This is a genomic window from Streptomyces sp. NPDC025833 (genome assembly GCF_055558055.1).
Genome location: NZ_JBVHNF010000010.1, coordinates 21,172 through 47,917 on the forward strand (window position 1 = coordinate 21,172; position 26,746 = coordinate 47,917).

Annotated in this window: 20 protein-coding genes and 1 tRNA gene; 3 read left to right on the forward strand and 18 right to left on the reverse strand. The window is 75.3% G+C overall.

Annotated features, from left to right (window positions below):
• Nucleotides 1–17: 17 nt before the first annotated feature.
• The 6 genes from ACZ4K2_RS18840 to ACZ4K2_RS18865 all read right to left on the reverse strand — a co-directional run bounded on the left by ACZ4K2_RS18840 (nucleotide 18) and on the right by ACZ4K2_RS18865 (nucleotide 9,440).
• Nucleotides 18–1,457 carry a class I adenylate-forming enzyme family protein gene (locus ACZ4K2_RS18840; protein ID WP_467475149.1) on the reverse strand — a complete coding sequence of 480 codons (1,440 nt, stop codon included), beginning with the start codon at nucleotides 1,455–1,457 and terminating at the stop codon, nucleotides 18–20.
• A 5-nt stretch (nucleotides 1,458–1,462) separates the two neighbouring features.
• On the reverse strand, nucleotides 1,463–2,923 hold the full coding sequence (locus ACZ4K2_RS18845; protein WP_467475148.1) for a nitroreductase family protein: 1,461 nt from the start codon (nucleotides 2,921–2,923) through the stop codon (nucleotides 1,463–1,465).
• Nucleotides 2,924–3,332: 409 nt separating this feature from the next.
• Nucleotides 3,333–4,040, reverse strand: a complete 708-nt coding sequence (locus tag ACZ4K2_RS18850) for a carbon-nitrogen hydrolase family protein (protein ID WP_467475146.1) — start codon at nucleotides 4,038–4,040, stop codon at nucleotides 3,333–3,335.
• Between the two features lie 204 nt (nucleotides 4,041–4,244).
• Entirely contained in the window at nucleotides 4,245–5,498 is a 1,254-nt protein-coding gene (locus tag ACZ4K2_RS18855; protein ID WP_467475144.1) for an MFS transporter, read from the reverse strand.
• Nucleotides 5,499–5,714: 216 nt separating this feature from the next.
• Nucleotides 5,715–8,732 (reverse strand): ATP-binding protein, encoded by a 3,018-nt coding sequence (locus tag ACZ4K2_RS18860; RefSeq protein ID WP_467475142.1) that lies wholly within the window; start codon nucleotides 8,730–8,732, stop codon nucleotides 5,715–5,717.
• Nucleotides 8,733–8,780: 48 nt separating this feature from the next.
• A complete protein-coding gene (locus ACZ4K2_RS18865) occupies nucleotides 8,781–9,440 on the reverse strand; it encodes a TetR/AcrR family transcriptional regulator (RefSeq protein WP_467475140.1) in 660 nt (219 codons plus the stop codon).
• 64 nt (nucleotides 9,441–9,504) lie between these two features.
• Here ACZ4K2_RS18865 and ACZ4K2_RS18870 point away from each other — a divergent pair, with 64 nt between their 5' ends.
• Nucleotides 9,505–10,959, forward strand: a complete 1,455-nt coding sequence (locus ACZ4K2_RS18870) for an MFS transporter (RefSeq protein ID WP_467475139.1) — start codon at nucleotides 9,505–9,507, stop codon at nucleotides 10,957–10,959.
• Between the two features lie 382 nt (nucleotides 10,960–11,341).
• Here the strand turns inward: ACZ4K2_RS18870 and ACZ4K2_RS18875 are convergent, their stop codons facing one another.
• The 10 genes from ACZ4K2_RS18875 to ACZ4K2_RS18920 all read right to left on the reverse strand — a co-directional run bounded on the left by ACZ4K2_RS18875 (nucleotide 11,342) and on the right by ACZ4K2_RS18920 (nucleotide 21,687).
• Nucleotides 11,342–12,079 carry a class I SAM-dependent methyltransferase gene (locus ACZ4K2_RS18875; protein WP_467475137.1) on the reverse strand — a complete coding sequence of 246 codons (738 nt, stop codon included), beginning with the start codon at nucleotides 12,077–12,079 and terminating at the stop codon, nucleotides 11,342–11,344.
• Nucleotides 12,076–13,356 (reverse strand): flavodoxin family protein, encoded by a 1,281-nt coding sequence (locus ACZ4K2_RS18880; RefSeq protein WP_467475135.1) that lies wholly within the window; start codon nucleotides 13,354–13,356, stop codon nucleotides 12,076–12,078. The genes ACZ4K2_RS18875 and ACZ4K2_RS18880 overlap by 4 nt, the downstream gene beginning before the upstream one ends.
• Nucleotides 13,353–14,441: a bifunctional diaminohydroxyphosphoribosylaminopyrimidine deaminase/5-amino-6-(5-phosphoribosylamino)uracil reductase RibD gene (gene ribD / locus ACZ4K2_RS18885; RefSeq protein WP_467475220.1), complete on the reverse strand. Its 1,089-nt coding sequence runs from the start codon at nucleotides 14,439–14,441 to the stop codon at nucleotides 13,353–13,355. Before ribD ends, ACZ4K2_RS18880 begins: the two co-directional genes overlap by 4 nt.
• Nucleotides 14,442–14,512: 71 nt before the next feature.
• Nucleotides 14,513–15,496: a formylglycine-generating enzyme family protein gene (locus tag ACZ4K2_RS18890; protein WP_467475133.1), complete on the reverse strand. Its 984-nt coding sequence runs from the start codon at nucleotides 15,494–15,496 to the stop codon at nucleotides 14,513–14,515.
• Entirely contained in the window at nucleotides 15,493–16,836 is a 1,344-nt protein-coding gene (locus ACZ4K2_RS18895) for an SGNH/GDSL hydrolase family protein (protein WP_467475131.1), read from the reverse strand. Before ACZ4K2_RS18895 ends, ACZ4K2_RS18890 begins: the two co-directional genes overlap by 4 nt.
• Complete coding sequence (locus tag ACZ4K2_RS18900; protein ID WP_467475129.1) at nucleotides 16,833–17,558, reverse strand: SAM-dependent methyltransferase; 726 nt, start codon at nucleotides 17,556–17,558, stop codon at nucleotides 16,833–16,835. Before ACZ4K2_RS18900 ends, ACZ4K2_RS18895 begins: the two co-directional genes overlap by 4 nt.
• A 182-nt stretch (nucleotides 17,559–17,740) precedes the next feature.
• Nucleotides 17,741–19,426 (reverse strand): WD40 repeat domain-containing protein, encoded by a 1,686-nt coding sequence (locus ACZ4K2_RS18905; protein WP_467475127.1) that lies wholly within the window; start codon nucleotides 19,424–19,426, stop codon nucleotides 17,741–17,743.
• Nucleotides 19,423–20,091 carry a GTP cyclohydrolase II gene (locus tag ACZ4K2_RS18910; RefSeq protein WP_467475125.1) on the reverse strand — a complete coding sequence of 223 codons (669 nt, stop codon included), beginning with the start codon at nucleotides 20,089–20,091 and terminating at the stop codon, nucleotides 19,423–19,425. The genes ACZ4K2_RS18905 and ACZ4K2_RS18910 overlap by 4 nt, the downstream gene beginning before the upstream one ends.
• 443 nt (nucleotides 20,092–20,534) lie before the next feature.
• Nucleotides 20,535–20,622: transfer RNA gene (locus ACZ4K2_RS18915), tRNA-Leu, on the reverse strand.
• Nucleotides 20,623–20,739: 117 nt separating this feature from the next.
• Entirely contained in the window at nucleotides 20,740–21,687 is a 948-nt protein-coding gene (locus tag ACZ4K2_RS18920) for a beta-ketoacyl-ACP synthase III (protein ID WP_467475124.1), read from the reverse strand.
• A gap of 404 nt (nucleotides 21,688–22,091) precedes the next feature.
• Between ACZ4K2_RS18920 and fdhD the strand changes: the two genes are divergently transcribed.
• Complete coding sequence (fdhD, locus tag ACZ4K2_RS18925; RefSeq protein ID WP_467475122.1) at nucleotides 22,092–22,940, forward strand: formate dehydrogenase accessory sulfurtransferase FdhD; 849 nt, start codon at nucleotides 22,092–22,094, stop codon at nucleotides 22,938–22,940.
• Nucleotides 22,941–23,017: 77 nt separating this feature from the next.
• Here fdhD and ACZ4K2_RS18930 read toward each other — a convergent pair whose 3' ends face one another.
• On the reverse strand, nucleotides 23,018–23,545 hold the full coding sequence (locus ACZ4K2_RS18930) for an isochorismatase family protein (protein WP_467475120.1): 528 nt from the start codon (nucleotides 23,543–23,545) through the stop codon (nucleotides 23,018–23,020).
• 236 nt (nucleotides 23,546–23,781) lie between these two features.
• Between ACZ4K2_RS18930 and ACZ4K2_RS18935 the strand changes: the two genes are divergently transcribed.
• A complete protein-coding gene (locus ACZ4K2_RS18935) occupies nucleotides 23,782–25,656 on the forward strand; it encodes an exo-alpha-sialidase (RefSeq protein ID WP_467475118.1) in 1,875 nt (624 codons plus the stop codon).
• Here ACZ4K2_RS18935 and ACZ4K2_RS18940 read toward each other — a convergent pair.
• Nucleotides 25,606–26,661 carry a bile acid:sodium symporter family protein gene (locus tag ACZ4K2_RS18940; RefSeq protein WP_467475218.1) on the reverse strand — a complete coding sequence of 352 codons (1,056 nt, stop codon included), beginning with the start codon at nucleotides 26,659–26,661 and terminating at the stop codon, nucleotides 25,606–25,608. The two genes, ACZ4K2_RS18935 and ACZ4K2_RS18940, sit on opposite strands and share 51 nt — an antisense overlap.
• Nucleotides 26,662–26,746 lie beyond the last annotated feature (85 nt).

Genomic DNA, 26,746 nt, shown 5'->3' on the forward strand with positions numbered 1-26,746 from the left:
CCCGTGTCTCGAAGGGTTCAGTTGCTCTGGGGTTCGGCGAGCAGGCGCCGCAGGCGCTCGATGGACGGCTTGCCGATCGAGTTGGCCGGTATCCGGTCCACCAGGCGGAGGATGCCGGGCACCTTGAACGACGGCAGGGTCTCGGCGCAGTGGGCGCGCAGGGACTGCGCGGTCACGCCGTCCTCGACGGCGACGACGGCGGCGAGGGCCGGTTCGCCGTGCTGGTTCTCGGCCTCGAAGGCCGCCGCGTCCAGCACGCCGGGCGCCGTGCGCAGCACGTCGACGATCTCGATCGGGTCGATCTTGCGCCCGCCCACGTTGACCAGCCGGCTCGTGCGTCCGGTCAGGTGCAGCGTGCCGTCGAGCAGCCGGCCCTGGTCGCCGGTGTGGTAGTAGCCCTCGTCGTCGACGCGTTCCTCGAACACGCCGGGGGCGTTGAGGTAGCGGGAGCCCATCGACTCGCTCCTGACCCGGATCCCGTGCTCCTCCGCGAGCAGGTGCACGCCGGGCAGCGGCGCCCCGAGCCCGCTGACGGCCGCGTCGGGGGCGTAGGTCAGCGGTCCGGTCTCGGCGACCCCGTAGTAGTTGTGGACCGGCACGCCGGTGAGCCGGGTGAACTCCTCGCGCACGGACTCGCGCAGCGGGGCGCCGGAGGAGATGGCGGTCTCGACGGTGGCGAAGCCCTCCTGCGGGGCGCGCCGCACGATCGACTCGTACAGGGCGGGGAAGGCCACCAGCCGGGTCGCGGCGGTGCCCTCCAGGAGCCGTACCACCCGGGAGGCGGTGGGCAGGCCGTGGGACAGGTGCAGGGAGGCGCCCGCCAGGAAGGCGGCCAGCAGCGAGGTGTTGAACGCGAGGCCGTTGGAGAGCGCGGCGAAGCAGGCGATCCGGTCCTCGGCGGACAGTCCGGTGCCCTTCGCCCAGTTGCCGGCCGCCGCGGACACCGCGGTGCCGGAGAACTCGATGCAGTTGGGCCGGCCGGTGGACCCGGACGTGAACCGGCACACCTCGGTGTCGTCCAGCAGCCGGGGGCGGGGGGCGTCGTACCGGCGGACCCGGCTGACCGTGAGGTAGCCGAACTCGCCGTCGTCGGACAGGGCCTCGTCGGTGACGGCCCGGACGTCGGCGCTCGGGGTGTGGACCAGCAGGTCGAGTCCGCAGTCCTCGGCGATCCGGGAGAGTTCGAAGGGGCCGAAGGCGGAGTCGGCGAGGAAGGGCACCGCGCCGGCGTACAGCGTCGCCAGGTAGGCGACGACGTACTCGACGGAGTTGGTGGCGTACAGGCCCACCCGCAGCCGCTCGTCCCCCTCGGCGTACCGGGTGAGCCTGGCCGCCGCGGTGCGGGCCCGGTCGGCGAGTTCGGCGTAGCCGAGCGAACCGTCTGCGTCGGTCACGGCGACGCGGTCGCCGTGCCGGGAGAGGACTTCGGTGAAGACGTCGGGGAGTACGGGGCGCATCGGGATCACCGCTCGTTCTGGGCGTGCGCCAGGGCAAGCCGGTCGAACTTGATGCCCGAGTCGTCCGGGCGGCCGAGCAGCAGGGCGTACAGGACCTCGTCGTCCTCCGGCAGCCCCGCCAGCGTGCGCCACAGCGGGGTGTCGAAGCCGCCGATGGCGGTCACCCCGACGTCCGCGCGGTTCGCGCCCAGGTAGAGGAGCTGGCCTAGGGAGCCGCAGCGGAAGGCGAGTTCGCGCAGGTTCTCGGCGCCGGCGGCCGAGCCGGCCCCGGCGAGCGAGGTGCGCGGCACGTGCAGCAGCAGGATGGCGGCGGCCCCGGCGAGGGCGCGCTGCTGCATGCAGGCGCGGGCCACCTCTTCGGTGGACGGCAGCCGTCCCGCCCCGCGCTCACCGGTGCCGAGCCGGTACACGGCGTCCTGGCCGGGGTCCGTCGAGGAGCGCAGGACCAGGGTCGCGGACAGCGGCGAGGCGTCGGGGAGGTCGGTCCCGAGCGGCGTCGACAGGGCCGAGACCGCCTGCCAGACGGCGTCGGCGGAGACGGGTTCGCCGGTGAACGCCTTGCTGGAGGCGCGCGTCGCGATCAGCTCCGACCAGGTGGCGGGGTCGCCCAGGCCGCTCTGCCCGGCGGGCGGCCGCCGGTCGGTGCGGATCCGCGTGAGCGGCGCGGGCGCGGGCCGCAGGTCCGGGGGGCCGGTCGGCACGGTCCAGCCGGTGAGCGAGTCCCAGCAGGTGCTTTCCAGCCACGACCGCCAGACGGGGCCGCGCTGTTCCCGGTCGGTGCCGTCGTGCACGGTCCAGCGGGTCCACGACTCGTCGACGGGACCGGCCGGCGCCAGAATTGCGGAGTGAATCTCCCGGCAGTTCTCGCCCGCCTCCAGCAATTCCGAGAAGGATTCCCGCGGGAAGCGCAGCCGTAGCACCCCCGCGGCGCCACGGCCGTACGCGGCCAGCATGAGGTTTCCCGCTGCGTGTCCGGCATCTAGTTGGGTGTACAAGTATCCCCGGTCGCCGTATTTGCGCATGGAAAGCCAGGGGCGCGTGAGGGTGACCACCACGGCCCCGCCGTTTTCCGGGATCGCCAGTGTCGACTCATCCAGTGCGGCGCGGACACGGGGGCCGGTGGCCAGCCGGGCGCAGGTGCGGCGGTCGACGTCGACGCGAAAGGCCGACGGCTCCCCGTCCTCCATGGCGAGGACGGCGAATTCATAGGGGTACAGGGCCCCGGCGGACGGTACCGCGCGGGCCGCGTAGGAACCGCAGGAGCGGTTGGCGCGACTGGTCAGCGCGCCTTCTTCCAGCAGGGAGAGGGCAAGGCGCAGACCGGGGGCGACGACCGGTCCGGCGGGCGGCTCGGGGGCCGCCGCCGGCAGGGCGACGCGGGCCCACAGGTCGGCGACGCGGGTCGAGGACGCACGTTCGGGCAGCGCGACCGACCCGGCTCTTGGGGTGGTGAGATTTCCTTGCACGTCTGACGCAGACCTCCTGTTGCCTGACAGTCCGCAAAAGCGTGTGAGGGCGGCTGTGACCTCTGCACGGGGGGTGCGGACCTAATGCATCAAGGTGGGGGCACATCATTTGCTGTCACAACGATCCCTTGACCGGACTTCCGATTGTCCGGTATCGAGACCGATGCGGGTCTCGGATCGCGAGAAGAGTGCGCTGAGCTTTTGACGCCAGGACATGGCGCGTATTCGATTGAATGTCTCGCTACATGAGAACACTTGATCGGTTACGGCCGGTGACAGCATGCCAAGCGCCCGGGTGCTGGTCAAGACCAATGAAACAAGGCTGCTTAATTAATCCCAACCAACCGAATATACGAGGCAAAAGCGGCAAGCCCGGCCGGGCGGGGGCCGTCGGGCCGGACCGGGCCCCTCAGGTGAGGGTCCAGGTCACCGCGGCGCCGGCCTCGGGGCCGGCCTGGGCCACCGGGGAACCGCCGGGCGCCCACACCCCGGAGCCGCCGGACGTCTCCTCGTACTCACCGCTCGGGCCCGCCGCGGTCGACAGGACGACCCAGACGCCGTGCGCCGTCGCCCGCTCCCGCATGTGCGCGTCCCGGCGGGCCGACTGCCGGGGACCCGCGCCATAGAGTGTGCTCGCCACGTACGCGTCCATGCCCAGCGCCGCCGTCGCCGCCGCGTGCCGCTCCACCGCCGCGTCCCGGCACACCGCCGTCCCCAGCCGCCACCCGTCGATGTCCAGCACCGCCGGTTCCCCGCCGGGGGTGAAGCGCGGGTGCTCGTCCCCGTGCAGGAACATCTTCGCGTACACCGGCGCGGCGCCCTCGCCCGTGACGGCCAGGGTCGCGATGTACTCGCGTCCGTCGCCGCCCCGCAGCGGGGCGCCGGCCAGCGCCACGGCCCCCGTGCCGCGGCACGCGTCGACGAGCGGCGCGAGCCGGGGGTCGTCCGCGGCCACGGCCGGGGCGGCGAGGTCGTACCCCGTGAGGGACAGCTCCGGGAAGACGACCAGTCGCGCCCCGGCGCCCAGCACCGCCTCGGCGTGCAGGGCCGCGTTGGCGGCGACGTCCGGGCCGGCCCAGTGGGGCTGGACGACCGCGACGGTCAGCGGTTCGGGCACGACGGCACTCCGCGTCCGGTGGGCCGGGCGGGACGCGGACGAGTCTATTGGCGCCGATACCTGCCGCGCTCCCGGCCGAACGCGCACCGCGGGCCGTGACCCGGCACGCGTCCGATGAACTGCGCTCCGCGCAGCAGGAGTTGCCACACGCCGCCCGCCCCTGGCCGCGCCGGGCAGGCGCGGGGCGCGAGCGGCGGCGGCCGGTCAGCGTGGTGCCGGGGCGGTGACGGTGCGGATCCGGCCGGCGGGCAGGGCGACGAGGATCTGTACGGCGCACGCGGTCAGCAGCACGGCGAGGGGCGACACCCAGGTCCCGGTGACGTCGTGCAACGCGCCCGCCCCCAGGGGGCCCAGGACGCCGATCAGGTAGCCGACGCCCTGGCCCATGGCGGACAGGGCCGCGGTGGTCGGCGCGTCGGGCGAGCGCAACGCGAACAGGCTGAGCGCGAGGGCGAATCCGGCGCCGAGGCCGAGCCCGAGGACGACCACCGCGGGCCACGCCAGGCTCCTCGGCCCGGCCACGACCCCCACCAGGCCGAGCCCGCTCAGGCAGGCCACGACCACCCCGGCCGGCCGCTGGTCGGCCAGGTGCCGTCCGGAGAGGGCCAGCAGCCAGGCGCCCAGCACGCCCACCGCGCTGCACAGGGACAGCGCGAGTCCCGCCGACGCCGCGCTCCCGCCGCGGTCCTGCCACATGGTCGGCAGCCACCCGAAGACGGTGTACGACAGCAGGGCCTGGGCGCCGAAGAACACGGTCACCTGCCAGGCCAGCGGGTTGCGCCACAGGCCGGGCGGGCGGCCGCCGGAGCCCGGTGCCGGTGCGCCGGCCTCGCCGCCGGGCCGGCCGCCGAGGGCGATCAGGACCACCACCACCGTCACCAGCGCCACGGGCACGACGAGGAGCAGCAGCGGGGTCCGCCAGGTTGATCCGGTGGCGTCGGCGAGGGGGACGGCCACCGCGGGACCGCCCGCCGCGCCGAACGTGAGCGCGCCCGAGTAGAACGCGGACACGCGCGGCACGGACCCCGGGAACCGGCGCTTGATGAGCCCGGGTATGAGCACGTTGGCGACACCGATCGGGGCCGCGACGAGCACGGTCCCCACGAACAGCGCGGCGGCGGAGGGGGCGGTCCGCAGCAGGCCGCCCGCGGTGAGGACGAGGAGGGAGACGATCAGGAGGGTGCGGGTGGAGTGGCGGCGGCCGAGCCGCGGTGCGACGAAGGCGAACAGGCCGAGGCACAGCACGGGCAGGGAGGTGAGCACGCCGACCGCCGTGTCACCGAGGTGCAGGTCCGCGCGCAGCGGCTTGAGCAGGGGGGCGACGGAGGTCAGCGGGGCGCGCAGGTTGAGCGCGAGCAGGGCGAGCGCCACGAGGAGCAGGGGTCCGCCGTGGGAGGGCGTGTCCGGTGCCGGTGGGCGGTCCGCCGCGCGCCGGGAGGCTGGGGAGCTGAGGGGCATGACGGTGTCCGATCTGCGAAGGGGACGCGAGTCCGCGCGTGCGGGGCGGGGCCGAGGGGTGGGGGTGGGGGGACGGGCGTTCCGGGGGTCTTCCTTCCGGCTCGGACCGCCCGTGGTCGAAGGCGCCCGCCGCCGGAGTCCGCGGCCCCGGCGGGTTTCCGGAAGAAGGGCGGGGAAAGCCGGGGGACCCGGACCGTGCCCGGGGTCACGAGGCGGTCATGAGGCCGGGCGGAGTGTCACCGAGCGGGCGGGGCGGTCCGGCGGGTTGACTCCCGTGTCGACGCGCCGTAGGGCCCGCCGGGCGGGGTCGGGGAGCTGGCCGGCGACCGCGGCGGGCAGGTCGCTGCGGCCGGCGACGGAGAGTTTGCGGTAGACGCGGCTGAGGTGGAGTTCGACGGTGCGCCGGGTGACGTAGAGCCGGTCGGCTATCTCCTTGTTCGTGAGGCCCTTGGCGGCCAGCAGGGCGGTGCGGTGCTCGGCCGGGGTGAGCGCCTGCAGGCCGGTCTCGGCGCTGCGCCGGGGCCGGGCGCCCGCGGAGGCGAGGTCGTCGCGCAACGCGTTGGCGAGGGCGTCCGCGCCGCACTTCTCGGCCAGTGCGAGCGCCGCGCGCAGTTGTTCCCTGGCCTGGCGGACCTTGCGCAGCCGGCGCAGTTCGTGCCCCAGGGAGCGCAGCACGCGGGCCTGCTCCAGCCACGCCCCGGAGCCCTGGCACAGGTCGGCCGCCTCGTACAGCAGGGCGGCGCGCTGCCCGCCGCGCAGGACGAGGGCGAGCGTGTGCAGGGCGGTGCCGACGGCGTGCGGGGCGCCCCAGGCACGGGCCAGGCCCAGTTCCTCCCGGGCCAGCCGTTCGGCGGCGGCGGTGTCGCCCGCCTGGGCGTGCAGGGCGGCGGCGGCCGTGCGCCACGGCAGGGCGTCGTGGTGGTGGGTGCCGCGCTCCAGCCGCCGGCCGCACTCCTCCAGGTCGGCCAGCCCGGCCCGGGTGTGGCCGAGCGCCGCGTGCAGCCTGCCGCGGTGGAACAGCAGGCAGGGCAGGGCGGCTTCGGGCAGGTCGGTCAGCGCCAGGTCGTCCAGGAGCAGCCGGCGGGCCCCGTCCAGGTCGCCGGTGTCCAGCAGGACGCCGCCGAGCCAGCAGCGGGCCAGGACGCCGCCCAGCCAGGTCCCGGCGGGCCCGTCGGCGAGGGCCGAGTGGGCCGCCCGGGCCGCCTCGCCGAGCCGTCCGGCCCGGCAGGCGCACACGGCCAGGACGGTGTCGGCGAGGGCCGCCATGGTGCGGGCGCCCTCCTCGCGGGCCGCGGCGGCCAGCGTGCGGCAGGCCTCCAGCGCCTCGTCGTGCTCCCCCGCGTCCCACAGCAGGTGGGCGAGGAGCAGCCGCAGCGGGGTGGTGGGCACGTCGGCCGGGCCGAGGGGTTCGCCCAGCCCCGTGCGGGCGTGCCGGACGGCCTCCTCGCGCCGCCCGCCGCGCGCCCGGGCGGCGAGCGCGGCCAGGGTCACCTGGGCGCAGCGCACCCAGGGGGTGCGGGCGGTGGTCGCGGCCGGGACGGGCAGCGGTGCGTCGTGGCCGCCGGTGAGCAGGGTGAGCACGTCGAGGACGGCGCAGGCGCCCGCGGCCGGTTCGTCGGCGGGGTCGAGGGGCCCGAGGTCGGTGAGCGCGCCGCGCAGGGTGCGCCGGGCGCCGTCCAGGTCGCCGTCGAGGGCGAGGGCCTGGGCGAGGTTGACGAGGGTGGCCAGGGCGGCGGTGTCGCCCGCGTCGCGTGGCCGGTCCAGGCCGTGCAGCCGGCCGACGGCGGTGGCTGGCGCATCGGCGGCGAGGGCGACGCAGCTCAGCCGGCGCAGCAGTTCGGGCCGGTCGCCGGGTTCGGCTTCCTGGGCGCACCGTTCCAGCAGGACGCGGGCCTGCGCCAGGTCGTTGCGGGACAGGGCGGTGCCGGCCGAGTCGAACAGCAGCCGGTAGGCCCAGCGGGCGCCGATGCGCGGGGCGTTGCGCAGGTGGTGGACGACCTGGGGTGCGGGGGCGCCGCCGGCGTGCAGGGCGTACGCCGCCGTCGCGTGCAGCCGGGCGTGTTCGCTGGGCGGCAGCGCGGCGAGGAAGGAGACGGGCAGCATCGGCTGGGCGAAGGCGACGGTCCCGCCCGGGCCGCCGGCCTCCTGGAGGACACCGCAGCGGACGAGGGTGTGGAGCAGGTCGGCGGCCTCGTCGCGGGGGAGGCCGGCGAGTTCGGCGACCAGCGCGGGGGTGCCTGCCCGGCCGGTGACGGCGACGGCGTCCAGGGCCCGGCCGACGCCGGGGAAACGTTCCTCGAAGCGGGCCACGACGGTCTCCGCGACCTCGACGGACCCGAGGGAGGCCAGTTGTTCGCAGGCCGGTTCGGCGGCGGTGCCCAGACGTCTGAGTTCGCGCAGCAGCGCGTGCACCAGCAGCGGGTTGCCGCCGGTGTGCCGGTGGCAGGCGTGCACCAGGGCCTCGGAGACGGGGCCGCCCAGGAAGGAGGCCAGCAGGTAGCCGACGGCGTCCGGGCCCAGGCCGGGCAGCACGGTGCGCTGGTGGAAGTCGGACAGGACGCGGGCGAGGACGGCGGTCCTCTCGCCCCGCAGGCCGTCACGGGGCACGCAGTCGGCCCGTGAGCCGTCCGCCCGTAAGCTCCCCGCTCCTGAGCCGTCCGCCGGTAAGCTGCCCGCCCGCCCGCCGTCGCCGCGTGCAACCGTCCCGCGGGCGTCGGCCGCGGGGCCGCCGTCGGGTCCGGCCGGGCAGCCGCGCGCCAGGTCGTCCCGGGGCGGGGCGAGGCCGGGGGTGAGGGTGGCCAGCAGCGCCACCGGCAGCCCCTCCAGCCGGGCCGTCAGGCGTTCCAGCCAGCGCAGCGAGGCCTGGTCGGCCCAGTGCAGGTCGTCCACCGCGATCAGCAGGGGCGTGCGGGGGCCGAGCGCCCCGATGAGCTGGTCGAGGCGGTCGGCGGCGGCCTCGGCGGTGTCCGCCTCCTCGGCGGGCGCGCCGGCGCGGGTCAGCGGGCCGGGGTGCAACTGGCGCAGCACGTCACAGGTCAGGGCGGTGCCGGAGGGCCGGGCGCGCAGGGAGCCCGTCTCGAATCCGTTCGCCCGGGCGGTCCTGACCGCGGCCCTCAGCAGATACGACTTGCCGGCCCCGATGCCCCCCTCCAGCAGGAGACTGGCCCCGGCTCCGGATGCGGCGGAGGCCAGGACCTTCTGTAAATCGGACACTTCACAGTCACGGCTTAGCACACGAATCCCCTTCTCGTCCCTTGGGCCCCGGAATGCTGTCGCTCGGAGTCAGACGCTGTCCACAGCGCCGTGCTGGCTGCGCCACTGGGCTGTGGCGACACCGGCGAGGACGACCTCCACGACGTCCTCGGCGAGGGTGGGCGTGAGCGGCAGGTGACCGAACAGCACCCGGTAGTAGGCGGTGGCGCCGAGCATGTCGAGCAGCAGGTCGATGTCGGCGTCCGGGCGGATGTCGCCGCGCTGGATGCCCCGGCGCAGGGCGGCCGCGGTGGCGGCGCGGCGCGGGTGGAAGAACTCGTTGAGGAACTCCGACTCCAGTTCGGGGTCGTCGGCGAGGTCCGCGATCAGCGCCGGCAGGGCGCGCCGCCCGATGCTGGTGGTGAAGGCGTGGCTCAGGGTGCGGATGCCGGCGATGAGGTCGCAGTGGGTGCAGCCGGTGTCGGGGGTGGGTGAGGCCCCCATCGTCTGCACGAGCGCCCCGACCACCAGGTGCTGGCGCGAGCGCCAGCGGCGGCGCAGCGTCGGCTTGCTGGTGCCGGCCCGGCCGGCGACCGCCTCCAGGGTCAGCCGGCCGTAGCCGACCTCGTTGAGGATCTCCATCACCGCGTGCCGTACCGCCGCGTCGATGCGTTCGTCGCGCGGCCGGCCGCGCGAGCGCTGCGCGGCCGACGACGAGGGGGCCGCGATGTCCTGTGGCGTCTGCACCATGGCTCCAGTATATTATATTTCCGTTCCGGATCGAAACGTAATTCTCTCCCACGAGGTGAACGTCATGTCCCAACACATCGGCGAGTTACCGGACGACATGGGGCCGCCCGCGACCGGCGCCGAGACCGCCCGGACCGAGCGGGCGGAGAGCGTCTTCTCCGGCCCGTACCGGGCGCTCAGCCTCGGCGTGATCCTGTCGGTGAGCATGGTCGCCTTCGAATCCCTCGGTGTGGCCACGGTGCTGCCCGACATCGCCCGGAGCCTGGACGGCCTGGGCGCGTACGGGTGGGGCCTGTCGGCGCTGATGCTCGCCAACATCATCGGCACCGTGCTCGCGGGACGGGCCGCCGACCGCCGGGGACCGTGGGCGCCGGTGACGGCGGGCATGGCCGTCTTCGCGGTGGGCTGCGCGGTGGCCGGCGCGGCCGGCTCCTGGCCGCTGTTCCTGGTGGGGCGCTTCCTCCAGGGCCTCGGCGTGGGCGCCGTGATGGCCATGGCGTACACGGTGATCGGGCTGGCCTACCCCGAGCACCTGCGGGCCCGGATGTTCGCCCTCCTCTCCTCGGCCTGGACGATTCCCTCGCTGGTCGGCCCGGTCGTCGCGGGCACCCTGGCGGACAGCACCACCTGGCGCGCGGTCTTCCTGCTGATGCTGCCGATCGTGGCGATCGCCGCGCTGCTCACCCTGCCCGGCCTGCGCCGCCTGGAGCGGCCGCAGGAGGAGCGGCGCACGGCCCCGGCCGAGGCCTGGTGGAAGGGCCCGCTGGCCAATGCCGTACTGCTTACCGTGGGCACCGGCGTGCTGCTCCAGGCGCTGCTGCTGAAGAACCTGGTCCTGCTGGTGGTGCTCGCGGTGGTGGGTGCCGCCGTCGCCCTGCCGGCACTGCGCCGGGTCACCCCGGAGGGCACGCTGACGGCACGCTCGGGGCTGGGGGCCGGCGTGGTCATCCGGGGCCTGCTGTGCGGGGCGTACTTCGGCAGTGAGGCCTATCTGCCGCTGGGCCTGCAGGAGTTGCGCGGCCTGAGCGCGTGGGAGGCCGGTCTCGGCCTGTCCGCGGGCGCCATCGCCTGGGTGCTGGGCTCGGCCTGGCAGGCCAAGCGGGACGCCGAGGCGAGCGGGCGGGCCGGCAGCGTGGCCCTCGGCTTCGTCGTGCTGCTCGCGGGCGTCGCCGTGATCGGGCTGTCGATCCTGTCCCACTCGGTCCCGGCGTGGCTGGCGGTGGTGGGCTGGGCCATCGGCGGCATCGGCATGGGGGTGGCGTTCAACGCCGCCACGACCGACACGCTGGAGCAGACCCCGGCGGAGCGGCAGGGCGAGCTGAGCGGCGCCCTGCAGCTCGCGCAGACCCTCGCCACCGGTGTGGTCGCCGGTCTCGGCGGCGCCGCGCTGGCCATCGCCGAGCACTACGACTCCTCCACGCGTACGGCACTGGGCGGCCTGTTCGCCTTCACGGCGCTGCTCGCCCTGCTCGGCGTCCTGCTCTCCCGGCGGCTGCGGCCCACCGTCCCGGCCGGGTGACACGGCTCCCGGCCGGGCCCCGAGGGTCCGGCCGGGCACGGCCGGTGCCGGTCGGTGGGGACTACGGCACCGTGCCGCGGCAGGGCTCCCCCGGTTGGGGACCGCGCGGGGGCCCTGCCGCGTGGAGGCGTCCGGCACGGACCAGGGGTCTTCCGTGCCGGACGCCGGGCGGCGGCCCGCCGTGCACGACGTGCGGCGGGCCGCCCTCCCCCCGGAACTGCCGCCGGGGCGGTCCTCCGGGCGGCCGGTGGACGTGTTCATCCCCCCGTCGCACGACGCCGGACCGTGCCGGAAACCCCCGGCGGCACAAGGAAGTCCCCGCCCGCCCGTGCGGTACGGCCGGGCGGGGACTTCCGTCCCTCCGCGCTCGCCACGCGCCCGCTCAGGCCCGGCAGTGGAGCATGGTCAGCGGCGGGTTGGCGAGGAAGTCCGCCCAGTAGTCGGCGCCCAGCTCGCGCAGGCCCTCCTCCGGCACGTGCAGCGGCACCCAGGTCACGTCGTGGAAGCCCGCCCGGCCCAGGCTCTCCTCGTACACCTCGCGCCGCGGGTACGACGTCACGAACTCCACCGGCGGTTCGAGCAGCGCGGTGATCCGCACCCGGGGACCGGTCGGCCCCTCCCCCACCGGCTCGTAGGTGAAGCCGTACTTGGCCATGGACGGGCCGTCGAAGCGGTACCCGGGCGCCTGGGTCAGCACGCAGAAGCGGGCACCGGGCCGCAGACTGCGGTGCACCGCCCGGCACATGCGCTCCATCGCGGGCGCGTCCTCGGCGTAGTTGAGCAGGTAGACGGCGCTCGCCAGGTCGAACGGGCGCTGTGGCGCGGGCAGTTCGGCGACGTCGGCGACGGTGTAGCGCACGCCGAGCGGAGCCTTCTCCTCGATCGCGCGGGCGGCGGCGACCATCTCGGTGGAGATGTCGGCGCCGAGCACGTCGGCGGCGCCCAGGCGCTTGATCTGCCGGGTGTAGAAGCCGGTGCCGCAGGCCAGGTCGAGCACCGAGGCGCCGCGTACGTCACCGAGCAGCGCCAGGAAGCTGGCGCGCTCGGCGTGGCGGGCCATCGGCAGCGACTTGAAGCCCTCGTAGGTCTCGCCGATCTCGTCGTACTGCTGCACGCTCATGCCGTGCTCCTTCCAGGGGTCGGTGGTGCGAGCGGCACGGGTTCGGGGCCGGTGCGCACGGCGTCCGGCCGGGCCGCGCGGTACGGACGCGGGTCGCGGCGCAGCAGGTCCCCCGCGAGGGCGGTGCGCCGCGCCTGGTGGGCCACCGCGGCCAGCACCCGCGGGGTGGGCAGCTCGCCCGCGGTGCGGGGGTGGGAGGTGCCGTAGGGGTTGCCGCCGGCCGCCTCGACGGCCGGGTCGGTGTAGCCGGGGGGCACCAGGACCGCGCCGGAGTGCAGCAGCACGTGGCCGAGGTCGAGGAGGGCCGTCTCCGCGCCCGCGTGCGGTGCCGGGGTGGTGACGAAGCCGCTCGCCGGTTTGCCCCACAGCGGGCCGCGGCCGTCCCCGCCGTCCTCCATCGCCTGGAGGAAGTCCAGCAGCGGCGCGGCCGGGGCGCCCAGCCGGACGGGCGCTCCGAACAGCACGGCGTCGGCCCAGGCGATGTCCTCGGCCGCGGCGGGCGCGGCCCAGGGCCCCAGCCACCGCGCGGGCCGGTCCCCTGCCCCGCCCGGCACCCGGCGCAGCCGCACCCGCACCCCGACGGCCCGGGCCGCCCCGGCGGCCTCCTGCGCGAGGACGCGGAGCGCGGCGTCCGCGCCGTGGTAGACGACGGCGAGCCGGGCGGAGCCGGGACCGGGCGGACTCCCGCCGGCCGCCGTCCCGCCGGGTGAGGCGGGGGGCGCGGTACGGGCCCGGGCGGCGAGCGCGGCCAGGCGGTGGCCCAGGGCGCGGGCGGCCACGCGCTCGGCCGGGGCCGGTTCGCCCTGGCTGTTGTCCGCGGCCAGGCCGTAGGGGTTGCCGCCCGCGGCGCGGGTGACCGGGTCGGCCGGATCGGCCCCGGCCACCCAGCAGCCCCAGTGGTACAGGGTGTGGTGCAGGGCCGTCAGCGTCGCCTCGCGGCCGCCGTGGCGCTGGGTGGAGACGGTGATGCCGGTGGCCACCCGGTCGGCCAGCAGCCCCCGCCGCCACAGCGGCGAGGTCGACTCCAGGAACCGCTTGAAGGGGGACGACACGTTGCCGTAGTAGGTGGGGCAGGCCAGCACCAGCCCGTCCGCCCAGAGCACGTCCTCCGGTTCGGCCGGCCGCTCCGGCCAGCCCCGGCCGGCGGGCTGGTCGTCCGGCACGCGCAGCAGCCGGACCTCGGCACCGGTCTCCCGCGCCCCCTCGGCGGCCAGCGCCGCCAGCGCGCGGACGGTGCCGCGCCGACTGTGGTACACCACCGCGATCCGGTGGCTCATGCGGTGCCCCCTTCCTCCGCACTCCCCGGCAGGTCCTGTGTGCGCAGCAGCAGCCGTACGTCGTCGTCGAGGCGGGTCACCTCGCCCAGCCGCAGCCGGAGGCCCGCCATGAGGGTCGGGGCGCCGAAGTCGCCGAGGACGGGACGGGCGGCGGCCCCCAGCACCAGCGGCGCCACGTACGCCACCACCCGGTCCAGCAGCCCCTGGGCGACGCAGGACGCGGCCAGGCGGGCGCCGCCCTCCAGCAGCACCGAGCGCACGCCCCGCGCCCACAGCCCGTCGAGCAGGACGGCGAGGTCGAGGGCGCCGGCCGCCACCGGCACCCGCAGCACCTCGTGCCCGTCGGGAAGCTTCGGCGCGGGGGTGTCCGGCCCGGTGACGACGAGGGTGGGCGCCGTGTCGTCGAGCACGCGCGCGTGCGGCGGGATCGTGCCGTCGCGGTCCAGGACGACCCGGAGCGGGGGCGCGCCCTCGACGCCGTGCCGCAGGCCCAGGTGCGGGTCATCGGTGCGCAGGGTGCCGGAGCCGACCAGCACCGCGTCGTGCGCGGCGCGCAGGGCGTGCACGTCCTGCCGGGACGCGGGCCCGGTGATCCACCGGGAGGTGCCGTCCGGCGCCGCGGCCCGGCCGTCCAGGGTGCCGCCGAACTTCCAGGTGACGCAGGGCCGGCCGCGGCGTACGGCGGTCAGCCACAGCTCGTTGCCGCGTTCCGCCTCGGCGCGCAGCACCCCGCCGGCCACCTCGACCCCGGCGTCCCGCAGCCGGTGCGCGCCGCCCGCCGCGGCCGGGTTCGGGTCGGGCACCGCGTAGACCACCCGGGCGATCCCGGCGCGCAGCAGCGCCTCGGCGCACGGCCCGGTGCGGCCCTGGTGCGCGCAGGGCTCCAGGGTGACCACGGCGGTGCCGCCGCGTGCCCGTTCCCCGGCCGCGGCCAGTGCCTCGACCTCGGCGTGCGGCTGCCCGGCGCCCCGGTGGAAGCCCTCCCCGGCCGGTGTGCCGTCGGCGCCGAGGACGACGCAGCCGACCACGGGGTTGGGGCTGGTCCGGCCGAGCGCGGTCGCGGCCAGCTCGACGGCCCGGCGCATGGCGGCCCGCTCGGCCGGCGAGGCCGGGTCCGGCCCCGACCCGCCTTCTCCGCTCAGTTCCTGACGGTCCGTCACAGTGTCTCCGCGAGCCGGAAGCCCATGGCGTAGATGTCGCGGTCGTACCAGCCGTGGCGGCGCCGGGTGCGGGCCAGGTCGCCGAAGCGGGTGAAGCTGCCGCCGCGGGCGATGCGGTACGTGCCCCGGGTGACGGCCAGGTCGTCGGCGACGGCGCTGCCGCCGGGGTAGGGCCCGTAGTCGTCCGCGGTGTACTCCTCGACGTTGCCCGCCATGTCGTGCACGCCGAAGGGCGACCGCCCGGCCGGGTGGACGCCGATCGGGGTGGTGGCGAGCGGCCCCCGCTCCACGGTGTTGGCGCGGTCCGGTTCGAACGTGTCCCCCCAGGGGAACTCCCGTCCCTCGGGCCCGGCGGCGGCGTACTCCCACTCCGCCTCGGTCGGCAGCCGGAAGGCGCGGCCGGTGCGGGAGGCCAGCCAGGCCGCGTAGGCGTCGGCGGCCTCGGGCGGCACGGTCCACACCGGGTGGTTGCCGAGCCCGTCGGGGTAGCCGCCGAACCGCCAGGAGGTGGGCAGCGCGGTGCTGCGGGTGTCCTCCAGGAACCGGCGGTACTCGGCGTTGGTGACGGGGTGCAGCGCGATGCGGAACGCCGGGAGGTCCGCCTCGTACACGGGGCACTCCTTGGCGATCCAGTCCTCGATCACCCCGGCGTGCCGCCAGCGCGCGGTGACCCGGCCGACCTGGTCGGCCGCCAGGCCGAGGCGGACCCGGGCGGCCGGGACGCGGACCATGGGCGGGTCGTCGGGGCGGACCCGGGGGTCGCCGATCAGGCCGAGCACGGTGCCGGCGGCGTACCGGCGCGCGGCGGACTGCCCGGGGTCCTCCGCGACCGCGACGAGGACCTCGGCGGGCGCGCCGAGCAGGTCGCGGTGGTCGCGCAGCGGCTCCGGCGGGGTGCGGGCGACGAAGGAGTCGGGCAGCCCCATCGCGGCCCGGTCAGAGAGGGTGTTGGGGTTGGCCATCACCGGGGTGCCGGTCACGGGTGCCTCCCGTCGGTGGTCGCGGCGGACACCGCCGGCACGCCGGCGGTGAGCAGGTCGGTGGGGACGGCGTCGGCCACCGCGCGGTAGCCGGCGTCGTTGAGGTGGATGTGGTCCCCGCCGTCGTAGGCGGCGCGCACCCGCTGCGGGTCGGCGGGGTCGCGGACGGCCGCGTCGAAGTCGGCGACGGCGTCGAAGTCCGGGCTGGTGCGCAGCGCGGTGTTGAGGGCGACCCGCTGCCGCTCGGCCTCGGCCGTCCACAGCGGCGAGTCCTTGAACGGGGTGAGGGTCCCGACGATGACGGGGACGCCGCGCGCGTGCAGCCGCCGGGCGAGGGTGCGCAGCCCGGTCAGGACCTCGTCGGCGCTCGCGAAGGGGGCGAGCTGGAGGTCGTTGATGCCTTCGTAGAGGACGGTGGCGCGCACCCCGGACTGGTCCAGCACGTCCCGGTCGAGCCGGCCGAGCGCGCTGGTGCCGCGCTGCGGGCGTTCGGTCTCGGTGCCGTCGCGCAGCACGCGGTTGCCGCCGATGCCCTTGTTGAGCACGCCGAGCCCCCGGGTGGCGGGGTCGGCGGCGAGCCGGCGGGCGAAGGCGTCGGTCCAGCGGCCGTTGCCGTCGGGGGTGGAGCCGGAGCCGTCGGTCTGGGAGTCGCCGAGCGCGACGACGGTGCCGCGTGTGCCCGGTCCCCGCACGTCGACGCCGGTCAGGAAGAACCAGGAGGTCTCGGTGCCGGTGTAGGAGTCCGCGCCCTGGTCGCCGGTGTGGTCCCCGGGTCCGGAGAGGTAGTTGGTCTGCTGGGCCAGCCAGTGCCAGGTGGTGGGGCCGGTCGGCCGGGGCAGGTGGACGCTGACCAGCAGGTCGGCGCCCGCGGGGACGGCGTAGGGCAGCGGGTCGCTGACCGTCTGCGCGCCGGCCGGGACGGTGGTGCCGGCGGCGCCGCCGAAGGTGACGGGGCGCAGGCTGCCGGGGACGGCCGTCGCGGCGGTGGGCGACTCGGCCCGGCCCACCGTGACGCGGCCGAGGACCAGGGCGCCGGTGCCGTGCGCGTTGGACAGCCGCAGCCGCAGCTCACCGCCGCCGACCGAGGTGTGCACGATCATGCGTACGGTGCGGTCGTCGATGCCGGTGTGGGAGATGCCGTCCGGCGCGGCGGGCGCGGGGGCGGTTCCCCAGGTGCCGGACCAAGTGCCCCCGGTGGTGTCCGGGGCCGCGCCGGCGGTGGCCGTCGGCGCGGTGCCCAGCAGGGCGCCGCCCAGCAGCGCGGCGGTGGCGGTCGCCGCGAGCAGGCGGGGGTGCCGGCCTCGGCGGGTCCGTGCGGCGGGGGCGCCGGTCGGGCTCATCGGTCACCTTCCGCGCCCGCGGCCGGGGCGGTGCCGGTGCCGGCCGTGCGGTAGGTGCCGACGAGGTAGTGCAGCCCGGCGGTGCCGCGGGGCACCAGCCGTACGTCGACGGGGGTGAAGCCGTGCCCGGCGACCAGCTCGGTCAGCTCCGCCTCGGTGAACTCCCGGTACAGCCGCCGCGCCCCGTTGGCGAAGAGCCGGCCGGGACCGTCCGCCGACCGGAACACGGAGACCGTGAACAGGCCTCCGGGGCGCAGCAGTTCGCGGATCCGGTCGAGGTAGCGGCCGTATCCGTCGGGGTGCTGGTGGTGCAGGCAGCCGTTGTCGAGCACGCCGTCGTGGACGGCGGTGCCCTCCAGGTCGGCCAGCGAGCACACCGCGAACCGCGCCCGCCCCTGGCTGCGGGCGGTGAGCTCGGCCCACTCGGGCGACTCGACCAGGTCGATGCCGGTGACCCGGCAGCCCGCGTCGAACAGGATGGCGGCGTCGCGGCCGTGTCCGGTGCCGATGTCGAGGACGTGCGCGTCGGGGCGGCCGTCGAGGGCGCGCAGCAGCAGGCGGGGGGCCTCGCGCATGGCGTCCTCGGCGGTCCACACGTCGCGCCCGTTGGCGTAGTGGTCGTGGAAGTCGGAGCGCAGCACGTCCGCGTACGCCGACTCGTCGGGCGGCGGGGTGGTCGTGGGGGCGACGGAGTACCGGGCGGCTATCTGATGGCTGGACATGGGTGAGGAGTCCTGTCGTGTGAGGGCACGGCGGCGGGCGGGAGGGCGGGGCGGGGCCGGACGCGCCGACGGTGCCGGAGCGGACACGCTGCTCCGGCACCGCTCGTCGCGCGGGGCGCTCGCGGACGCCCCGGGCGTCCTTCGGCGGGCCGCGTCCGGTGCGGCCCGGCCCACGCTGTCGCTCAGCCGGCGACCGGGTAGACCTGCCCGTCGTACGAGGCGGCGAGGAAGAGCTTGCGGGCCGCGTCGTAGGCGAGGGAGGAGATGCCGGCGGTGGTGGGCCGTTCCGTCACGGCCCAGCGGCCGTCCTGACGGTCGTAGACGGCGACCCGGCCGTTGTAGCTGCCGGTGGCGATCAGCCGGCCGTCGGTGTCGGCGGCGACGCACTTGATGGAGTGGGTGTGCGGCGTCGACAGGACCTGCACCCCGCGCTCGGGGTCCCACAGGCGCAGCTTCAGGTCGCGGCTGACGCTGGCGAACCAGCCGTCGCCGAGACCGGCACAGCCGTTGGCGATCTTGTCGTGGGCGCCCTCGACCGTGGCGGCCTTCTCCAGCGTGGAGATGCGGAACCAGGTGGCGGAGGCGTCGGCGGCGACGGAGAACAGCAGGTCGCCGGAGACCGCGACGCCCTTGACCGCGTTGACGTTCAGCGGCAGGTCCGCGATGTGCTCGACGGTGTCGCCGGCCAGCTTCAGCAGCAGTCCCTCGCCGGTGTAGGCGCCGACCACGGCGTAGCTCTCACCGTCGCGTTCGAAGGCGACGCCGCAGTTCAGCGGGGAGCGGTGCTGGTACAGCTCGCGGCCGGTGAGCGCGTCGAAGACCTTGCCGAGCTGGCCGCCGGACAGGACCAGAGGGCCGAGCGGGGTGAGGAAGTTGCACAGGCTGCCGGTCTCGGCCACCGGCTCGCCGTCGCGCCGCACCACGCCCGCGTCGCCGACGGTGAGCGTCGAGCCGCCGCGCTCCGGCAGCACCGCGTTGACACCGCCGGTGGGCGGTACGACGGTGGTGTCCCAGGTGCGCGTCCGGTAGTCGTAACCGCGGTAGGAGGCGCCGAAGGTGGCGAACACCAGCCGCGTGCCGCCCGCGAAGGCGCAGGAGCGGGGCCACACGTCGTCGGGCAGGTCCGTGGTGTCCCGGGCCACCGGGAGGGCGGAGGAGACGTCCCACAGCCGCATCCTGCGGTCGTAGGAGAGGCTGACCAGCAGGTCGCGGGAGTCGTCGAGGACGAGGCGCTTGATGCCCGCGTCGTGCGCGGGGACCGTGCTGCGCTCCTCGGGGCCGACGACGATGATCTGCCCCTCGTCGTTGCCGGCGAAGATGGTGCCGGAGGAGGAGATGGCGACGGTGTCGGTCTCCACGCCGTCCATGTCCAGGTCGGCGATCATGCCGCCGCTCTCCAGCGACCAGCGCTTGATGGTGCCGTCGTCGCTGGACGAGATCAACTCGTCGGCGTCGCGGGCCCATTCGACGGAGATGACGTCGGCGGTGTGCCCCTCGAAGCGGTGCAGCAGCCGGCCGGTGAAGTCGTAGACCCGCACCCGGTGGTCGCGGGAGGCGGTGGCCACGAGTTCCTTGCCGGGGTGGAAGACGGACATCTCCACGTCGTCCTCCTGGTCGCCGAGGACGGCCACCAGCCGCAGGCCGGGCACGGTCCACAGGCGAGCGGTGTAGTCGCTGGAGGAGGTCAGCAGGTGCCTGCCGTCCGGTGCGAACTGGCACTGGTTGGCGAGGTGGTCGTGGAACGAGCGGGCCACCGCGCGCCCGGTGCGCTGGTCCCAGCAGATGACCTGGTTGTCGTAGCCGGCCGTGGCCACGTACTCGTCCCGCCAGGCCGCGATGCCGCTGATGGGCCCACGATGCTGGATCATATGGACTCTCCCAGGAGCTCGATGGTGTGCCCGCTCTGCTCGGCCTTGACCCGCAGATAGTCGAGGTTGCGTTCGGTCCGGTGGGTGCCCGTGGGAATGACCTCCTCCACACCGATCCCGTAGCCCTCCAACTGGCTGACCTTGTCGGGGTTGTTGGTGCGCAGCCTGATGCGGGTCACGTCCAGGGTGCGCAGCATCTGCGCGGCGACGAGGTAGTCGCGCAGGTCGTCCGAGAAGTTCAGCTCCCGGTTCGCGGCATAGGTGTCCAGGCCCTGGTCGTCCTGGATCCGGTAGGCGTCCAGCTTGTTGTAGAGCCCGATGCCGCGGCCCTCCTGCCGCAGGTACAGCAGGATCCCGCCGGTCTCGGCGAACTGGTCCACCACTTCGGAGAGTTGCGGTCCGCAGTCGCAACGCGCGGAACCGAACACGTCTCCGGTGAGGCATTCCGAATGCACGCGCACCAGGGGTACGGGCCATGCGGACGGGAACACGACGGCGATGTGTTCCAGTCCGTCGGCGAGCCCGGTGAAAGTGATCATTTCGGCGGTGCTCCAGGTACCGTCGCTCACCCGTACCGGTACCTCGACCCTGGTACGGATCGCGGCTTCGGTGGCGAGCGGACCGGTCCTCGGGTGCGGCAGATTGCCGCTGGACGTGCTCAACATGGATCGTCCCTCCGTTGGTAACGGCCCGATTACGTAATCACACCGTCACCGCCGTGCACACTACGGACGGACCGAGACACCCTCCGAAACGTTTTGCATTCAACACCGAGACGGAAACGGAGGGCCCGGCACCGGTGCCACCCGACGGCGAGCCCCGTCCGGGGAGTTCCGGGCCGGCCCGGCGCCGCGATCGCCCGCGATTGCGATGGCGAAGTCACCCACCGGCACGCGCGGGCCGGGTACCACGGGAGGAGCCCGCCACCCCGGCGCCGACGCCGCCCGGAGCGCCTCAACCGGACACCGGCACGGCGGACGGGCGCGGGCCCGCCGGTACAGGCCGCGCGACGGGCCGACGCGGAACACCACGAACAGACACCGACCGCACGACCGGACACAGCACCGCCCGGAAAAGCAGAAGACCCCTGCTCGGCAGGGGTCTCAGCTGGTGTCCGAGGGGGGACTTGAACCCCCACGCCCGATAAAGGGCACTAGCACCTCAAGCTAGCGCGTCTGCCATTCCGCCACCCGGACCAGGTGTCTGCCGCCCGGGGTGATCCCCGCGGCGACACGGACAACAATACCAAGGTTTCGGAGTGCGTTTCACCTGCGTATCCGCCGGTGGGCGGCGGTTCCGCCCGCCGCGTCGGCTCAGGGGCAGCGCACGACCTGGCCGGCGTACGACAGGTTCCCGCCGAAGCCGAACAGCAGCACCGGGTCGCCGGTGCCGAGCGCCCCCTGTTCGAGCAGTTTGGAGAAGGCGAGCGGGATGCTGGCGGCCGAGGTGTTGCCGGACTCGGTGACATCGCGGGCGATCACCGCGTTGACGGCGCCGAGCTTCTCCGCCAGCGGCTCGATGATCCGCAGGTTGGCCTGGTGCAGGACGACCCCGGCGAGGTCCTCGGGCGCCGTGCCGGCCTTCTCGCACGCCTGGCGGGCGATGGCCGGCAGCCGGGTGGTGGCCCAGCGGTAGACGCTCTGCCCCTCCTGCGCGAACCGGGGCGGGGTGCCCTCGATCCGCACCGCGCGCCCCATCTCCGGCACGGACCCCCACAGCACCGGGCCGATCCCGGGCTCCTCCCCCGGGCGGCACGCCTCGACGACGGCGGCCCCGGCCCCGTCGCCGACGAGGACGCAGGTCGACCGGTCGCTCCAGTCCGCGACGTCGGACATCTTGTCGGCGCCGATGACCAGGACCCGGGTGGCCGCGCCGGCCCGCACGGTGTGGTCGGCCGTCGCGAGCGCGTGGGTGAACCCGGCGCAGACCACGTTGACGTCCATCGCGGCGGGCCCCGGGATGCCGAGCCGGGCCGCGACCCGGGCGGCGGTGTTCGGGGAGCGGTCGATGGCGGTCGAGGTGGCGACGAGCACCAGGTCGATGTCCCCCGGCGTCAGACCGGCCGCGGCGAGGGCCTTGGCCGCCGCGTGCGCGGCCAGCTCGTCGACGGGCTCGTCGGGACCGGCGATGTGCCGGGTCCGGATGCCCACCCGGCTGCGGATCCACTCGTCACTGGTGTCCACCAGGCCGGCCAGGTCGTCGTTGGTGAGCACCTGGGCGGGCTGGTGGTGACCGATGGCGGCGATGCGCGAGCCGTTCATACGGAGGATCCCCCTCGTTGCCTTGGGTAGCGGCACCCACAGTCTGGTCAGTGACCGGCGGGTACGACGGCAGGTGAAGCCACAGGAATAGCGCGCCGGGATTGTCGGCTCCCGTCAGACACGGGACGCCCGGACGCCCGCGCGGCGGCACTCCGCCGCCGACGGGGAGAACCCGGTCCGGACCGGGTTCTCCCCGTCGGCGGCGGGTACCGGGACGGGGCACGGCGGACGGGGACGGCCACGGTGCGCCCGGCACGGGGCGGACCGGACCGCGCGCTCCCCGTGCAGGACAATGGGGTCGTCCAGGTCACCTCCCCGCACGACGACCCGGTGACCTGCGGCACCCTCCGCATCAAGGGCCCTCACCGGCCACCCGCACGCACAGAACCGGGGCTGATCAGAACATGGGACGAGTCACGGAACGACGCAAGGTCCTGCGCATCCGGGACGGGGCGGTCTCCACCCGGCCCGACACGCTCGTCGCCGAGGAGCCCATGGAGATCAGGCTGAACGGCAGACCGCTCGCCGTCACCATGCGCACCCCCGGTGACGACTTCGCGCTGGCCGCCGGCTTCCTCGTGAGCGAGGGCGTGCTCGCCACCGCGGCCGACCTGCTGAACATCGTCTACTGCGCGGGGGCGACGGCGGACGGCGGCAACACCTACAACGTGGTCGACGTGAAGACCGCGCCCGGTGTCGCCCTCCCCGACTTCACCCTGGAGCGGAACGTCTACACCTCCTCCTCGTGCGGGCTGTGCGGCAAGGCCAGCCTGGACGCCGTACGGACCATCACGCGCTGGCCGATCGCCGACGCACCGCCGCTGCGCGTCACCCCCGAGCTGCTGGCCGCCCTGCCGGACCGGCTGCGGGCGGCCCAGCGGGTGTTCGACCGGACCGGCGGCCTGCACGCGGCGGCCCTGTTCGACGAGCACGGTGAGCTGCTGGACACCCGGGAGGACGTGGGGCGGCACAACGCCGTCGACAAGCTGGTGGGGCGCGCGCTGCAGAACGACGCGCTGCCGCTGTCCCGGACGATCCTCATGGTCTCCGGCCGCGCCTCCTTCGAGCTGGCGCAGAAGGCCGTGATGGCGGGCATACCGGTGCTCGCGGCCGTGTCGGCGCCGTCGTCGCTGGCGGTGGACCTGGCCGCGGAGGCCGGTCTGACCCTGGTGGGCTTCCTGCGGGGCAGCTCGATGAACGTGTACGCGGGCGAGGACCGCGTCGTCCTGCGGGAGCCGGCCGGCCGCGGCTGACCGCGGGGACGCGACGCCCTCGGCCCCCGGACCCCGGTACCGGGGGCACCGGCGGGCCGCCGCCGCGGCGCGGGCGGTCAGCCGAGGGCGGCGCGGATGCCGGGCGTGGTGGCGACGGTGCCCAGCCGGGGGAAGTCGAGCCGTACGGACGCCTCGTGCTCGGGGGCGGTGAGCGCGGCCATGGCGTCCTCGGCGAAGACGAGGTCGTAGCCGAGGTCGGCGGCGGCCCTGGCGGTGGACTCGACACCGAGGTTGGTGGCGACGCCGCCGAACACCAGGGTGGTCACGCCCCGGGCGCGCAGCCGCTCGTCCAGGCCTGTGCCGTGGAAGGCGCCGACCGTCCGCTTGACCACCTCCAGGTCGCCGTCCCGCAGCAGACCGGCCACCAGTGAGCTGCCGGGCGGCTGCTCGGCGACGGCGGGGCGCTCGGCGCGTACCAGGACGACGAGGGCGCCCGCGCGGCGGAACGCGTGCGCCAGTTCCCCGGCGGCGGCCAGCACCTCGGGGCCGCCGCGGGGCGCGAGGGGCAGCGCGACGATGCGGTCCATCAGGTCGACGAGGACGAGCGCGGTGCGCTGCGGGTCGAGTACGGGTGCGGCGGTCATGACGGAACGTTAACCGTCGTCGGCCGTCCGTGCCGGAAATCCGGATCAACGGCCCGGTGAACTGATCGCGCTCCCCGGCCGGCCGCGGTCCGGGCCCGCTCCGCGTCTCCGTCCCGGGCCCGTGGGTGCACGCTTCTTGTGGGCCGTGCGGGCCCCAACTACCGTCGATGGGACGCACGTTGGACGTGGGATGTCCGGATGTCCAGATGTCCGGCCGACGAAGGGCAGGTCACACCGTGCCGTCACCTCTCCGCGCCCGTCTCAGATCGGTTCTCGCCGCCGCCGCTGCCGCGGCCGGCCTGCTGTTACCGCTCCTCCCCGCCCAGCCGGCGCAGGCCCGGCCGGGTGCCGGAGCGCCGTCGTTCGAGCAGCAGGTGCTGTTCAAGGCCGCCCAGGACCCGGGGTACGCGTGCTTCCGCATCCCGGCGGTCGTGCGGACGAACCCCGGCACGCTGCTGGCGTTCGCCGAGGGCCGCGTCCTCAACTGCGGGGACGCCGCCGACATCGACCTCGTGGTCAAGCGCTCCACGGACGGCGGCCGCACTTGGGGCCCGCTCCAGGTGGTCGACGAGGGCGCCGGGGACACCCACGGCAACCCGGCGCCGGTCGTCGACCGCACCACCGGCCGCGTCTGGCTCGCGGAGACCTGGAACACGGGCCGCACGGACGGCGCCGGCTGCTCGGTCCCCTGCGACCGCACCCCGCACCTCCGGTACAGCGACGACGACGGCGCCACCTGGTCCGCGCCGCGCGACCTGAGCCCCGAGATCCTGCCCGCCGGCTGGAACTCCTGGTACGCCACCGGACCCGTGCACGGCATCCAGCTCACCCGCGGCCGGTACGCGGGGCGCCTGGTCTTCGGGGTCAACGCCGAGACCTGGGACGGCGGCCGGATCTCCGCCAACCACGCGGCCCTGGTCGTCAGCGACGACCACGGCGGCCACTGGCGGACCGGAGCCACCGACACCTGGCCCATCGCCTCCGACGGCACCTTCCGGCAGAAGCCCTCCGAACTCACCCTCGCCGAGCGGGAGGACGGCTCGGTCCTGGTCAGCGGCCGGGAGCAGGACGGCACCGACCTCGGGCACCGCACCCAGGCCGTCAGCCGCGACGGCGGCGGCAGCTTCACGGCGCCCTTCCGGGCCCTGCCGGACCTGTACACCCCGCAGGTGCAGGGCTCGATGCTGCGGCTGGGCGGCCGCATCCTGCTGGCCTGCCCCGGCGACCCCGACCGGCGCCGCACGATGATGATCCGCTCCTCCTACGACGGCGGGCGCGCCTGGGAAGGCACGGACCGCGGCACCGTCGTCACCACGGACTGGTCCGGCTACTCCGACCTGGTGGACATCGGCTCCGGCACGGTCGGCCTGCTGTACGAGGGCGGCGCGGTGGACGCCCGCGACGAGATCCGCTTCGCCCGGTTCACCGAGGACTGGCTCGCCGCGCGGCGCGGCCCCGACCCGGTCACCCCCGACCGCGCCCGGCACGCCCGGCCGGCGGCGGTGCTCGGCAGCCCGCGGGAGACGGACGGGGAGTCCGGGGGCGCGCTGGCGTTCGGCGGCGCCGGTGACGCCGTCCGGCTGCCGTACCGCGGCGGGCTGCCCCTGGGCGCGAAGGACTTCACGGTGTCGCTGTGGTTCCGGTACACGGCGACGGCCGGGGAGCAGCCGTTCCTGTGGATGGGCGGGATCGGCGGCAGCCAGCCGCAGGTGTGGCTGCGCGGGGAGCCGGCGGGCAGCCGCGTCCAGGCGCTGATCACCGTGCGGAACGGCGCCGCCGCGCCACGGGCCGCGTCGGTGCGCACGACCGCCGCCTACAACGACGGCCGCTGGCACCACGCCGTGCTCCGCCGGGGCGGCGGCCGGCTGGCGCTGTCCGTCGACGGTACGGAGACCTCGGCGGCGGACGTGCCGGGCTCGGTCAGCCGCAACTCGCCCTTCGGCGTGCACGTCGGCCAGCGCCTGGACGGCCGCGCCTCCCTCACCGGCGCGCTGGACGAGGTGCGGGTGTGGGACCGGGCGCTCACCGACGAGGAGCTGGCGGACCCGGACGTGCTGCGGTCACCGCGGGACACGGTCCTGTGGCTGCCCCTCGACCGGGTGCGCGGCTGACCCCTCCGGGGTGTGCGCCGCCGCCGCGGGCGCGTCCGGCCGACGCCCGGGCGCGTCCGCGGCGGCCTCCGGGTCGCGGGCCCGGCGCTTGGCGATGACCGCGCAGACCATGAGCTGCATCTGGTGGAAGAGCATCAGCGGCAGCACGGCCAGGGAGGCGTGGCCGGCGAAGAGGACCCCGGCCATCGGCAGTCCGGAGGCGAGGGACTTCTTCGACCCGGCGAACTGGATGGCGATCCGGTCCTCCCGGTGGAAGCCGAGCGCCTTGGCCCCGTACCAGGTCAGGACCAGCATCACGGCCAGCAGGACGGCCTCGACGCCCAGCAGTCCGGCCAGCCGCAGGGGGCTGACCTGGTGCCAGATGCCCTGGGCCATGCCCTCGCTGAAGGCGGTGTAGACGACCAGCAGGATGGAGCCGCGGTCGACCAGGCCGAGGACCCGCTTGTGCCGGGTCACGAACCCGCCGATCCAGCGCCGCAGCACCTGGCCGGCGACGAACGGCACCAGGAGCTGGAGCACGATCTTCACGAGCGAGTCGGTGGAGAACCCGGCCTCGCCGCCGAGGAGCCCCGCCACGAGCAGCGGGGTGAACACGATGCCGACCAGGGAGGAGAAGGACCCGGCGCAGATCGCCGCGGGCACGTTGCCGCGGGCGATCGAGGTGAACGCGATGGACGACTGGATCGTGGACGGCACCAGCGTCAGGAACAGCAGGCCCTGGTAGAGCGGCTGGGTGAGCAGGGCCGGCACCAGCCCCCGCGCGGCGAGCCCGAACAGCGGGAAGAGGACGAAGGTGCAGACCAGGACGGTGACGTGCAGCCGCCAGTGCCTCAGTCCGTCCAGCGCCTCCCGGGTGGACAGCCGGGCGCCGTAGAGGAAGAAGAGGAAGGCGATCGCCGCGGTGGAGGCGCCGGAGCTGACATCGGCCGTGGTGCCCCGGGCCGGGAGGAGCGCGGCGAGACCGACCGTGCCGAGCAGCAGCACGATGTACGGGTCGATCGGCATCCAGCTCGGCCAGCGCAGGCGTGTCACGGTGCTCCGTTCGCGGTGTGCGTCGTACGGTCCGGGCCGCGGGGCCCCCTCCATGGTC

Excerpts from the sequence above, each read along its gene's own strand:
- ACZ4K2_RS18840 (WP_467475149.1), bottom strand. The coding sequence starts at position 1,457 with ATGCGCCCCGTACTCCCCGACGTCTTCACCGAAGTCCTCTCCCGGCAC.
- ACZ4K2_RS18855 (WP_467475144.1), bottom strand. The coding sequence starts at position 5,498 with ATGCCCCTCAGCTCCCCAGCCTCCCGGCGCGCGGCGGACCGCCCACCG.
- ACZ4K2_RS18865 (WP_467475140.1), bottom strand. The coding sequence starts at position 9,440 with ATGGTGCAGACGCCACAGGACATCGCGGCCCCCTCGTCGTCGGCCGCG.
- ACZ4K2_RS18870 (WP_467475139.1), top strand. The coding sequence starts at position 9,505 with ATGTCCCAACACATCGGCGAGTTACCGGACGACATGGGGCCGCCCGCG.
- ACZ4K2_RS18875 (WP_467475137.1), bottom strand. The coding sequence starts at position 12,079 with ATGAGCGTGCAGCAGTACGACGAGATCGGCGAGACCTACGAGGGCTTC.
- ACZ4K2_RS18880 (WP_467475135.1), bottom strand. The coding sequence starts at position 13,356 with ATGAGCCACCGGATCGCGGTGGTGTACCACAGTCGGCGCGGCACCGTC.
- ribD (WP_467475220.1), bottom strand. The coding sequence starts at position 14,441 with ATGCGCCGGGCCGTCGAGCTGGCCGCGACCGCGCTCGGCCGGACCAGC.
- ACZ4K2_RS18895 (WP_467475131.1), bottom strand. The coding sequence starts at position 16,836 with ATGAGCCCGACCGGCGCCCCCGCCGCACGGACCCGCCGAGGCCGGCAC.
- ACZ4K2_RS18900 (WP_467475129.1), bottom strand. The coding sequence starts at position 17,558 with ATGTCCAGCCATCAGATAGCCGCCCGGTACTCCGTCGCCCCCACGACC.
- ACZ4K2_RS18905 (WP_467475127.1), bottom strand. The coding sequence starts at position 19,426 with ATGATCCAGCATCGTGGGCCCATCAGCGGCATCGCGGCCTGGCGGGAC.
- ACZ4K2_RS18910 (WP_467475125.1), bottom strand. The coding sequence starts at position 20,091 with ATGTTGAGCACGTCCAGCGGCAATCTGCCGCACCCGAGGACCGGTCCG.
- ACZ4K2_RS18920 (WP_467475124.1), bottom strand. The coding sequence starts at position 21,687 with ATGAACGGCTCGCGCATCGCCGCCATCGGTCACCACCAGCCCGCCCAG.
- fdhD (WP_467475122.1), top strand. The coding sequence starts at position 22,092 with ATGGGACGAGTCACGGAACGACGCAAGGTCCTGCGCATCCGGGACGGG.
- ACZ4K2_RS18930 (WP_467475120.1), bottom strand. The coding sequence starts at position 23,545 with ATGACCGCCGCACCCGTACTCGACCCGCAGCGCACCGCGCTCGTCCTC.
- ACZ4K2_RS18940 (WP_467475218.1), bottom strand. The coding sequence starts at position 26,661 with ATGCCGATCGACCCGTACATCGTGCTGCTGCTCGGCACGGTCGGTCTC.